This is a genomic window from Methylobacterium sp. GC_Met_2, from assembly GCF_026540795.1.
Lineage (GTDB): Bacteria > Pseudomonadota > Alphaproteobacteria > Rhizobiales > Beijerinckiaceae > Methylobacterium.
Genome location: NZ_JALNUM010000005.1, coordinates 97,774 through 108,524, shown reverse-complemented (window position 1 = coordinate 108,524; position 10,751 = coordinate 97,774). Strand labels below are relative to the sequence as shown.

The window sequence follows — 10,751 nt, the reverse complement described above, 5'->3', positions numbered from 1 at the left end:
ACTTGGCCGACACCTGGGTTCCCGCGGCGTCCCGCGTCCCGCGTGTTGTCTCTCTTGGGCCATGCCCCCGGCGCCGGAAGGCGGGTGGGGACGATGACGTATGTCCGGCGCGACACGATTTGGCATCGGAGCCTTGCGGCTCCGGGCGTCCCGGAATTGAGATCAGGGCTGGCTCGTCGCTCAGCTTGGCACATGTAGGAGAATGCGTTGCGGCCGGAGATGCGGAAGCAGAAAAGCCGCACGACGGGCGGCCGATTTGGCCGCCCCCAGCGCCCGATCAGGCCGCGATCGCCTGCGCGGTCGGCCCGGCGGCGCGCACGTCGGAATCGACATGGGCCTCGAACCGCTTGAAGTTGTCGTCGAACATCTTCACCAGCCGGGCCGCCGTCTCGACGAAGGCGCCCTTGTTGCCCCAGGTCTTCACCGGGGTGAGGATGTGCGACTCGACGCCCGGCACCGCCACCGGCACAGCGAAGCCGAAATACGGATCGCGCCGGAACTCCGCCTGCGACAGCGAACCGTCGAGCGCCGCGCTCAGCAAGCGGCGCGTCACGCGGATCGGCATCCGCCGGCCGGTGCCGACGCCGCCGCCGGTCCAGCCGGTGTTGACCAGCCAGCAATCGACGCCGTGTTCCGCGATCAGATCGCGCAACAGGTTGCCGTAGGTGCTCGGGTGCCGCGGCATGAACGGGGCGCCGAAGCAGGTCGAGAAGGTCGCCTCGGGCCCGGTCAGGCCGCGCTCGGTGCCCGCGACCTTGGCGGTATAGCCCGAGAGGAAGTGGTACATCGCCTCGGCGCCGGTGAGCTTGGCGATCGGCGGCATCACCCCGAAGGCGTCGCAGGTCAGCATCACGATGTTCTTCGGATGCCCGGCCCGGCCGGTCGCGCTGGCATTGGCGATGAAGTCGAGCGGGTAGGCGCAGCGGGTGTTCTCGGTGAGCGACGCGTCGTCGAAGTCGGGCGCCCGGGTGACGGGATCGATCACCACGTTCTCCATCACCGTGCCGAAGCGCTCGGTGGTGGCGTAGATCTCGGGCTCGGCGTTGCGCGAGAGCCGGATCGTCTTGGCGTAGCAGCCGCCCTCGAAATTGAAGATGCCCTCGGGCGACCAGCCGTGCTCGTCGTCGCCGAGAAGCTGGCGGGAGGAATCGTTCGACAGCGTGGTCTTGCCGGTGCCGGACAATCCGAAGAAGATCGCCGAGCCGCCCTCGGCGTCGAGCGCCGCATTGGCCGAGCAATGCATCGGCATCACGCCCTGTTTGGGCAGGATGTAGTTGAGATAGGTGAAGACCGACTTCTTCATCTCGCCCGCGTAGGCGGATCCGCCGATCAACACGAGCTTCTTGGAAAAATCGATGGCGATCACGGTCTTGGACCGGCAGCCATGCCGGGCGGGATCGGCCTGAAAGCTCGGCAGGTCGATGATCGTCAGGTCCGGCACGTAGGCGGCGATCTCCGAACGATCCGGCCGGATCAGCAGGTTGCGGATGAACAGCGAGTGCCACGCGAGTTCGGTGAACACCCGGGCCTTCACCCGGTGGGCCGGATCGGCACCGCCGTAGAGATCCTGGGCGAACAGCTCCTTGCCGGCGGCGTGCGTCAGGAAATCCTGGCGCAGGGTCTCGAACTGATCCGGCGTGATCGCGCCGTTGTTATCCCACCAGACCTCGTTCTCGGTGCTCGCGTCGCGCACCACGAACTTGTCCTTGGGCGAGCGGCCGGTATGGCTGCCCGTGGTCGCCACCATGGCGCCGCCGCGGGCGAGCTGGACCTCCTTGCGGGCCAGCGCCTCCTCGTAGAGGCGTGGCGCCTCGAAATTCCAGTGGACGGCCTTGAGGTCGCGGAAGCCGGCCACCTCGGCCCCGTGGGCCGCGTTGTGATCACCGATGTTGGTCAAGAGTGTATCTCCCGGGCCCCTGTTCGACCGTCGACGCGACTGTGCCGGACGCGATCCGCGTCCGGGATTGCCCGGGGGACGTCCGTGCGGTCGTACAGGTCCGCCGCACGCAGGTTCACCGCTCCCCGGCCGCTTCCCCTTCCACTGAGTAGACGGCGAAGCTTCGCTGTCATTATGAGCTTCGCGGGAGGCCCGCAATGTGGACAAACAGGTTAGACCACAGTTGCGCCTGCAGGAACCCATGTCTGTAAGCAGTCACCCGCATCGGCCGATCACACGACACGGGCGGACCGGCATGGGAATACCCATATCTCGATGATGCACTGGGTCGCGCTTGCATGCCGACCGGCGACAGGTATGCCCGTCGCGGACAGCGCCCCCGTCCACGCCCCAGACTCTTTCCAGAGGCACGATGCCCCAAGCCGTCGCCGGCCCCGAGATCGAACGCCTGATCCAGCTTCTCGCCCGCATGCCCGGGCTGGGCCCGCGCTCGGCCCGGCGGGCCGCCCTGCAGCTCATCAAGCGGCGCGACACGCTGCTCGGCCCCCTGGCGGACGCTATGCGGGTCGCGGTCGAGCGCATCGTCGTCTGCACGAGTTGCGGCAACGTCGATACCTCCGAGCCCTGCACGATCTGCCGGGATACCGAGCGCGATCCCACGACCCTGGTGGTGGTGGAAGATGTCTCCGATCTCTGGGCGCTGGAGCGCTCCGGGGCCGTGAAGGCGCGCTACCACGTGCTCGGCGGCGTGCTCTCGGCGCTCGACGGCGTGCGGCCGGAGCACCTGAATCTCGCCTCCCTGGTGGAGCGCGTGGCCGAACCCGTGGTCACGGAGGTGATCCTGGCGCTCAACGCCACCGTCGATGGGCAGACCACGGCCCATTATGTCACGGAATCGATCCGCCACTGCGACGTGAAGGTGACGCGCCTCGCCCACGGTGTGCCGGTCGGCGGGGAACTCGATTACCTCGACGAGGGGACGCTCACGGCGGCGATCCGGAGCCGGACCGTGTTCTGAGGCCGCACGCTATTTGACCGGTCTCGACCCGCATCCTATTCGACAAAAAAGCCCGGACCCGACCCGGCGCTATCCCTGCCGGTTGCCGCCATGACCATCCGCCCGCTCGTCATCCTCCCCGATCCCGTCCTGCGCCGCATCTCCGATCCGGTCGGCCCGATCACCGGCGAGATCCGGACCCTCGTGGCCGACATGTTCGAGACGATGTACGACGCCCCTGGCGTCGGCCTCGCGGCGATTCAGGTCGGCGTGGCGAAGCGCGTCGTGACCATCGATACCTCGAAGGAGGAGGGCGTGCGCAAGCCGCAGGTCTTCATCGATCCCGAGATCGTCTGGTCCTCGGAGGAGAAGCGGGTCTACGACGAGGGCTGCCTGTCGATCCCCGAATATTACGGCGAGGTCGAGCGGCCGGACCGGGTCCGCGTGAAGTTCCGCGACCTCGACGGCAAAGAGCACGAGATCGCGGCCGATGGCCTGCTCGCCACCTGCATCCAGCACGAGATCGACCATCTGAACGGTGTGCTGTTCATCGACCACCTGTCGAAGCTGAAGCGGGACCGGGTGCTCAAGAAGTTCACCAAGGCGGCCAAGCGCGACGCGGCCTGAGCCGGCCATGCGCATCGTATTCATGGGCACCCCGGACTTCGCGGTGCCGACGCTGGCCAGGCTCGCTCAGGACGGCCACACCATCGCGGCCGTCTATACTCGTGCCCCCGCCAAGGCCGGCCGCGGCATGAGCCTGCGCCCCTCCCCGGTCCACGCGCTGGCCGAACAGCTTGGCGTGCCGGTTCTGACGCCCCCCACCCTGCGCGCGCCGGAGGCCGCGGAGACGTTCGCCGCGCATGGGGCCGAGGTCGCGGTGGTGGTGGCCTACGGGATGCTGTTGCCGCAGGCGATCCTCGACGCGCCGAAGCACGGCTGCCTGAACCTGCACGGCTCCCTGCTGCCGCGCTGGCGCGGGGCTGCGCCGATCCAGCGTGCGGTAATGGCGGGGGATGCCGAGAGCGGTGTCGGCGTGATGCGGATGGAAGCCGGGCTCGATACCGGGCCGGTCGCCCTGGAGGCACGGGTCGCGATCACCCCCGGCATGACAGCGGGCGAACTACACGACGCGCTGATGCCGGTCGGCGCCGACCTGATGGCCCGCGCCCTGGGCCTTCTCGATCAGGGGGCGCTCACCTTCACGCCGCAGCCGGACGCGGGTGTCGTCTACGCCCATAAGATCACCAACGCCGAGGCACGGATCGACTGGTCTCGCCCGGCCGCCGAAGTCGCCAATCAGATCAACGGCCTGTCGCCCTTCCCCGGCGCCTTCTTCGAATTGGATCTCGGCAAGGGCCCGGAGCGGGTGAAGGTTTTGCGCGCGTTGGCCAGTGTCGGATCGGGCGCAGCGGGGACGCTGCTGGACGCCGAGGGAGCCGTCACCTGCGGGACGGGGGCTGTGCGTCTGACAGAGCTGCGCCGGGCCGGCAAGGGTGGCAGTGCGAGCGGGGCCGAGTTCGTCCGCGGTGCCCGGCTGACGCCCGGGGCCTTCCTCGGCTGATGCCCCGCTACAAGCTTGTCATCGAATACGATGGTGGCCCGTTCTGCGGGTGGCAGCGGCAGGCCGATGAACCCACGGTGCAGGCGGCCATCGAGGCCGCCGTGCTGCGCTTCTCGGGCGAGGATGTTCGGTCGACCTGCGCCGGACGAACCGATGCGGGCGTTCATGCGATCCATCAGGTTGCCCATCTCGACCTCGCCAAGGCGTGGCGGACCGACACCGTCCGCGACGCCGTCAATGCGCATCTCCGGCCGCAGCCGGTTGCCGTGCTCTCGGCCGAGATCGTGCCGGAGAGCTTCGATGCCCGCCACTCGGCGATCCGGCGCCACTATCGCTACCGGATCCTCAACCGGCGCAGCCCGGCAGCGCTCACGCGGGACCGGGTCTGGCAGGTGCCTTGGAGGCTGGACGCGGATTTGATGCGCGCGGCGGCCCAGCGCCTCGTCGGCCACCACGACTTCTCGGCTTTCCGGGCCGCCGAATGCCAGGCCAAGAGCCCGATGCGCACGCTGGAGCAGCTCGACGTCGCCCATGTACCGATGGCGCTGCACGAAGAGATCGTCGTGGCGACCGCGGCGCGCTCCTTCCTGCACCATCAGGTGCGCGCGATGGTCGGCACGCTGATGCTCGCCGGCTGCGGGCGGCTCTCGGCCGACGATGTCGCCGATATCCTGGCGACCGGCGACAAGCGCCGGTGTGGGCCCCTGGCGCCGGCCGCGGGGCTGACGTTCGTGGGGGTAGACTACGAGTTCGAAAAATAAGCCTCCAGAACCCGCTCGTAGATCGCCGTCAGCCGCTCCAGATCGGCGACGGCTACGCACTCGTCGGTCTGGTGCATGGTCTCGCCCACGAGGCCGAACTCGATCACCGGGCAGGCATCCTTGATGAAGCGGGCATCCGAGGTACCGCCCGTGGTCGACAGGATCGGTGTCAGGCCGGTCTCGGCCTGGATCGCCGCGGAGACTAGATCCACGAAGGCGTCAGGCTGCGTCAGGAACGCGGGCGCGTTCGAAGGCTGAAGATCGAGGGTGAAGTGCACCGCGTTCCCGGCCGCCTGCTCCAGCCGTCGGCGGACCTCGCCACCCAGGCTCTCGGCCGTCCAGTCGTCATTGAAGCGCACGTTGAACGTCGCCCGGGCGGTCGCCGGGATCACGTTGGTCGCAGGGTTGCCGACATCGATCGTCGTGAATTCAAGATTCGAGGCGTCGAAATGCGCCGTGCCCCGGTCGAGCGGCTCCGCAATCAGCGCCGAGGCGAGGCGCAGGAGTCCCGGAATTGGATTCTTGGCCTTGTGTGGATAGGCGACGTGGCCCTGTCGGCCGAGCACCGTGAGCTTGCCGGTGAGCGAGCCCCGGCGGCCGATCTTGATCATCTCGCCCAGCCGGCCCGGATTGGTCGGCTCGCCGAGCACGCAATGATCGAAGCGCTCGCCGCGCGTGCGCGCCCAGTTGAGTAGCTTTACGGTGCCGTTGACCGCTGGCCCCTCCTCGTCGCCGGTGATCAGGAAGGCGATGGACCCGGAGAAGTCGGCGCCTCGGCGTCCCAGGAAGGCCAGGGTCGCGGCGAGCATGCACGCGATGCCACCCTTCATATCAGCGGCTCCGCGGCCGTACAGCATCCCGTCGGCCACCGCGCCGTCGAAGGGGCCGTGTCGCCAGGCCCCCTCTCCCTCCGGCACGACATCGGTGTGGCCAGCGAAGACCAGGCAGGGGCCACGCGTCCCGATACGCGCGAACAGGTTCGGCGTGTCGGGATAGCCGGACTCGGCGAAGACCGGCCGCTCGATGGTAAAACCCACCAGCCCGAGCGCATCCGCGACCACGTCGAGGGCGCCGCGATCCTCCGGGGTGACGGAGGGGCAGCGGATCAGGGCTTGCGCGAGGCGCAGAGCGGGGTGCGGGGCATCGTGCTCTGCCGGCATGGAGCGTCCTCGGCGGCGGAAAGCGCCTTCGCGGCCCGCTTACCCCGAAGCGGGCCGCGAGGGGGAGTCCCGCTACTTGGTGACCACCACCTGCACGTCGCCGTGGCGGCGCTGCACCGAGACGGTGACGTCGTCGTCGTAGCGCTGGAACCGGATATCGAGATGCGATTGGCCGAGCCGAACGTTGTAGAGCGTTACCCCGTCGAGGAAGCCCGGCAGAATCGGGTTCTTCAACCGGACGCTGTTACCGGCATGGTCGAGTTCGAGCCCGAGGCACGCGGCCAGGAACGCGAAGGGCGCCGCTGCAGCCCAGGCCTGCGGGCTGCAGGCCACGGGGTACGAGACCGGCCCGCGCTGCTTGCGCCGCATGAAGCCACAGAACAGCTCCGGCAGCCGCTTCTGGTCCTGGTAGAGCGAGGTGTCGAACATCCCCTGGAAGATGCGCGCCGCCTCGTGCTTCCGATCGTAGCGCGCGAGACCCATCGCGATGAGCGCGTTGTCGTGCGGCCAGATCGAGCCGTTGTGGTACGACATCGGGTTGTAGCGCGCCTCGCCCTTGGCGATCGTACGCACACCCCAGCCGTTGAACCCGTCCTTGCCCAGCAGGGTCTCGGCGACCCGCTCGGCACGCTCCGGCTTAGCGATTCCCGTGAACAGGGCGTGGCCGGCATTGGAAGAGCGCACGGCACATTGCTTTTTCTCACCGTCGAGGGCGAGCGCGTAGGTGCCAATCTCCTCGTTCCAGAACGCCGCGTCGAATTTTTCGCGCAGGATTGTGGCCTGCTGGGTCAGGCGCTCGGCCAGCGGATCGTGCCCGAGCAGCGCCGCGAGCTTCGCCATGCCATGCTTGGCAGCATAGACGTAGCCCTGCACCTCGCAGAGCGCGATCGGCCCCTTGGCGAGTTGACCGTCCGTATGGAAGATCGAATCGTGGCTGTCCTTCCAGCCCTGGTTCTCCAGACCCTTGTCGGTGTCGCGGGCGTATTCGACGAAGCCGTCGCCGTCCCGGTCGCCGTATTGGTCCATCCAGTCGAGGGCGAGTTCCAGCGCCGGCCAGATCGCCCGCACGGTCTCGAGATCGCCTGTGACAGCGTAGTATTCCCAAGCCAGCATCACGAAGAGTGGCGTGCCGTCGATCGTTCCGTAATAGTGCCGAAACGGCACCTCTCCGAGCATCGCCATCTCGCCGCGACGCGTCTCGTGCAGCACCTTACCGGGCTGGGCATCGGCAGCAGGATCGACCGCCTTAGCCTGCGTCGAGGCGAGGTAGCGCAGCACACCCCGGGCGAACTTCGGGTCGATCCAGAGCGCCATCATCGCCGTGATGATGCCGTCGCGGCCGAACACCGTGGAGTACCAGGGGATGCCCGCGAAGGGGTAGATCCCCTCCGGCGTGCGGCTCGCCAGCATGTAGAGGTCGGCCGTCGCCCGGCAGAGGCCTTCGTTAAATTGGTCGTTCGACGAGATGATCGTTGTGATCCCGGCCGTCAGCGTCCGCAGGTCGCGGCGCGAATCCCGGTAGGCGCGGGCGAAGATCATCCCCTCGCCGAGATCCTTCGGTTCCCGCCGGGCGCCGCCGGCGTTGGCCGCGAGCGTCAGCTTGGCGGCCGCATCCTCGCCGACCATCGTGTCGGTCGGCGGCTTGGTGAAGGCCCGGTGCGCCTCGAAGGTCACGCGAATAAACAGCGAAACCTTGCCCTCCGGAGGCAGCGACACGTCGAAGGCCACGCGGCCCGGCTCGATCAGGTCCGGCTTCGGGCCAAAATGCAGAGCGGTGGTCCGCACGATCTCGTCCAGGCCGACATAGCGGAACTGGACTTCCCGATCGCTCGCCACCAGCACGCCGCGCTTGCCGCGCTCCTTGCGGTCGGTGCCGCGCACCTCGAACAGGTCGCGGAAATCCGCGTCGAAAATCACGGCGATCCGCAGGCGGCGGTGCTTCGAATCGAAGGAGCGCAGGCCGATCCGGTCGTAGCAGGCGCCGCGGAACAGGAACTTGGTGCGCTCGATCGCGATCGTCTCGCGGGGGATCGAGGTCTCGTCGTGGGCGTCGATGCGGATGTCGGGCGTCGTCATGTCGACGCTGAGCGCGCCATTATCGTCCTGCATCACAGAGGAGAGCATCAGCGGGCGCTGTCCCTCGACGGTCACTTCCAGGCGGGACAGGTAGCGCGTGTCTTGGAAATACAGGCCCTCGGGTCCCGGCTGAACACCGATATCGCCGTAGGAGTCCAGAACCCCGAACGCTTCACCGAACTTCAGCGATCGGAGCGGCCGCTCCACCAGGGAGGTCTGCGCCTCAATGTGGTAGGGCGGCAGCACGTCGTCCGCGTCTTGGAAACCGTGCGCGAAACCTGGGCCGGCGGCCGCATTCCGGGTCGTCGCCCCATGACTCAAAGCCTCTTGGGCCGCTGCCGTGTTGTCCGCCATGCAGGGCATCTCCGGGTGCTGTGAGGGTACGAATCGAGAGGGCCGCCGCATCGATGCTGATGCCGCGGCCCTTGTTCACCTGATGGATGAGTCGCCTTTAAGACGTTCGGCCAATCCAGGCCCGTCTTGCAAGCCCGGTGCCGATGATTACGCCGGCATGGCAGCGACGGGAATCGCCGGACGGGCAGAGCCGTTCAGCTCACCGTATTGCGGCTTGAAGCTCGAGCTCGGCAGCTTGATCACATCGGCACCGCGGCTGAGTAGTTCCTCGTAAGCAGCAACGTATTTCTTGACCATGCACTCGGCGGTGAAGTTGCCCTCGAAGTGGCGGCGCACACCAGCGCGGCTCATGGTTTTCACCTTGGCCACCGCGGCGACGGCATCGTCCATAGTCTCGCAGAGCACGCCGCTCACACCATCCTTGATCACCTCCGGCACCGAGCCGTTCCGGAAGGCGATCACCGGCGTGCCGGCCGACATCGCCTCGATCATTACCAGGCCGAACGGCTCCGGCCAATCGATCGGGAAGGCGAGCGCCAGGGCGTTGCCGAGGAAATCCTTTTTCTGCTCCTCGTTGATCTCACCGATGAACTCCACCAGCGGGTGGTGGATCATCGGCTCGATCTTCTCGTTCCAGTAATCCTGATCAGCCTTGTCGACCTTCGCGGCGATCTTGAGCGGCGTGCCGGAGCGGATCGCCATCTCGATGGCGCGGTCGGGCCGCTTCTCGGGCGAGATCCGGCCGAGGAACGCGAGGTAGCCGCCCCTGGTCTCGGGGGTATACGGGCAGTTCTGGGTCGGCAGGCCGTGATGGATCGTCGCCAGCCAGTTCGAGGTCGGCGGCATGGGCAGACGCTGGTTGTCGGAGATCGAGACCAGCGGCATGCCGGTGAAAGTGCGGTAAACCGGCATGAAATCCGGCACGTCCAGACGGCCGTGCATCGTTGTGAGGCACTTGTGGTTCAAGTCCTCGAACATCGGGTACTGCAGCAGGTCGATATGGAAGTGCAGGATATCGAATTCGTGGGCGCGGCGGTGCACCTGATGCAGCATTGCCAAGTGGCTGGCGGTGTGATCGCGGTAGCCCAACAGGCGCAGGCCTTCTGGGGTGCAAGACGCGAGTTTGGCAGACGTATCGGAGTCGCCGCTGGCGAACAGCGTGACTTCGTGGCCCTGGCGGACCAGTTCCTCCGTAATCCAGCTGACGACGCGCTCGGTGCCGCCGTAGAACTTCGGAGGAACGGCCTCCGACAACGGAGCGATCTGGGCAATGCGCACGGAGTGTCTCCTAGTTGGCCGAATTTGACGGGGGGTCTAACCCTGCCGGCCTGAGCGGGACATGAATGAAACTGACGGCTAAGGTTATGGTTCCTGGCGACCCCGGTGTCGCGCACCGTTTTGTGCGGTGCGCTCGCTGTCCCCGAATTCCTCCGAATCACCACTGCTTTCAGTCTGCACCGAAACAGCCTCGGGGCAGGACCGTTCCGCCGTCATAGGTCCGTGGCCGGCAATTTCACCCGATCCGCCCTGCAGCCCAAACGTTGCCGCCGCGTCAACTTTCTGTCATAAGCCGCCCCGCGTCGAACCGCCCGGCCGATAGGGCTGCCGTGGCGGCTCGTGCTGCTCCATCAGAAGCATCAACGCGCGATCCTCATCCGACCTTCACGGGTCGGCTCCGGGAATATTCGCGCAACGGAGAGCCAAATGCCCAAGTTGAAGACCAAATCCGGCGCTAAGAAGCGCTTCAAGATCACCGGCACCGGCAAGGTGATGTACGCCCAGGCCGGCAAGCGCCACGGGATGATCAAGCGGACGACTAAGCAGATCCGCAACCTGCGCGGCACCACGACGATGTTCGAGGGTGATGCCGCCAACGTGAAGAAGTACTTCCTGCCGAACGCGCGGTAAGCCTTCAACACCCGTTGCCACTGTCTTTCGTCGA

At 67.0% G+C, this 10,751-nt stretch carries 9 protein-coding genes; 5 read left to right on the top strand and 4 right to left on the bottom strand.

Annotated features, from left to right (window positions below):
* Positions 1-277 precede the first annotated feature (277 nt).
* Positions 278-1,897 carry a phosphoenolpyruvate carboxykinase gene (locus OXS49_RS03685; protein WP_267421889.1) on the bottom strand — a complete coding sequence of 540 codons (1,620 nt, stop codon included), beginning with the start codon at positions 1,895-1,897 and terminating at the stop codon, positions 278-280.
* A gap of 412 nt (positions 1,898-2,309) precedes the next feature.
* Here OXS49_RS03685 and recR point away from each other — a divergent pair, with 412 nt between their 5' ends.
* The 4 genes from recR to truA all read left to right on the top strand — a co-directional run bounded on the left by recR (position 2,310) and on the right by truA (position 5,219).
* Positions 2,310-2,915 carry a recombination mediator RecR gene (recR, locus tag OXS49_RS03680; RefSeq protein WP_244005084.1) on the top strand — a complete coding sequence of 202 codons (606 nt, stop codon included), beginning with the start codon at positions 2,310-2,312 and terminating at the stop codon, positions 2,913-2,915.
* Between the two features lie 90 nt (positions 2,916-3,005).
* A complete protein-coding gene (def, locus tag OXS49_RS03675; protein WP_267421888.1) occupies positions 3,006-3,521 on the top strand; it encodes a peptide deformylase in 516 nt (171 codons plus the stop codon).
* 7 nt (positions 3,522-3,528) lie between these two features.
* Entirely contained in the window at positions 3,529-4,458 is a 930-nt protein-coding gene (gene fmt, locus OXS49_RS03670; RefSeq protein ID WP_244005080.1) for a methionyl-tRNA formyltransferase, read from the top strand.
* On the top strand, positions 4,458-5,219 hold the full coding sequence (gene truA / locus OXS49_RS03665) for a tRNA pseudouridine(38-40) synthase TruA (RefSeq protein ID WP_244005078.1): 762 nt from the start codon (positions 4,458-4,460) through the stop codon (positions 5,217-5,219). Before fmt ends, truA begins: the two co-directional genes overlap by 1 nt.
* Here the strand turns inward: truA and dapE are convergent.
* The 3 genes from dapE to OXS49_RS03650 all read right to left on the bottom strand — a co-directional run bounded on the left by dapE (position 5,201) and on the right by OXS49_RS03650 (position 10,087).
* Positions 5,201-6,379, bottom strand: a complete 1,179-nt coding sequence (gene dapE, locus OXS49_RS03660) for a succinyl-diaminopimelate desuccinylase (RefSeq protein WP_244005076.1) — start codon at positions 6,377-6,379, stop codon at positions 5,201-5,203. The genes truA and dapE overlap by 19 nt on opposite strands.
* 72 nt (positions 6,380-6,451) lie before the next feature.
* Complete coding sequence (locus OXS49_RS03655) at positions 6,452-8,809, bottom strand: glycogen debranching N-terminal domain-containing protein (protein ID WP_267421883.1); 2,358 nt, start codon at positions 8,807-8,809, stop codon at positions 6,452-6,454.
* Between the two features lie 147 nt (positions 8,810-8,956).
* Positions 8,957-10,087 (bottom strand): glycosyltransferase family 4 protein, encoded by a 1,131-nt coding sequence (locus OXS49_RS03650; RefSeq protein WP_267421880.1) that lies wholly within the window; start codon positions 10,085-10,087, stop codon positions 8,957-8,959.
* A 426-nt stretch (positions 10,088-10,513) separates the two neighbouring features.
* On the opposite strand from OXS49_RS03650, the gene rpmI reads away from it, so the two are divergent.
* Entirely contained in the window at positions 10,514-10,717 is a 204-nt protein-coding gene (gene rpmI / locus OXS49_RS03645; protein ID WP_243924925.1) for a 50S ribosomal protein L35, read from the top strand.
* Positions 10,718-10,751: the final 34 nt, after the last annotated feature.

Bases quoted from the DNA above. Each gene is read 5' to 3' on its own strand.
- OXS49_RS03655 (WP_267421883.1), bottom strand. From the start codon at position 8,809: ATGGCGGACAACACGGCAGCGGCCCAAGAGGCTTTGAGTCATGGGGCG.
- truA (WP_244005078.1), top strand. From the start codon at position 4,458: ATGCCCCGCTACAAGCTTGTCATCGAATACGATGGTGGCCCGTTCTGC.
- def (WP_267421888.1), top strand. From the start codon at position 3,006: ATGACCATCCGCCCGCTCGTCATCCTCCCCGATCCCGTCCTGCGCCGC.
- fmt (WP_244005080.1), top strand. From the start codon at position 3,529: ATGCGCATCGTATTCATGGGCACCCCGGACTTCGCGGTGCCGACGCTG.
- rpmI (WP_243924925.1), top strand. From the start codon at position 10,514: ATGCCCAAGTTGAAGACCAAATCCGGCGCTAAGAAGCGCTTCAAGATC.
- dapE (WP_244005076.1), bottom strand. From the start codon at position 6,379: ATGCCGGCAGAGCACGATGCCCCGCACCCCGCTCTGCGCCTCGCGCAA.
- recR (WP_244005084.1), top strand. From the start codon at position 2,310: ATGCCCCAAGCCGTCGCCGGCCCCGAGATCGAACGCCTGATCCAGCTT.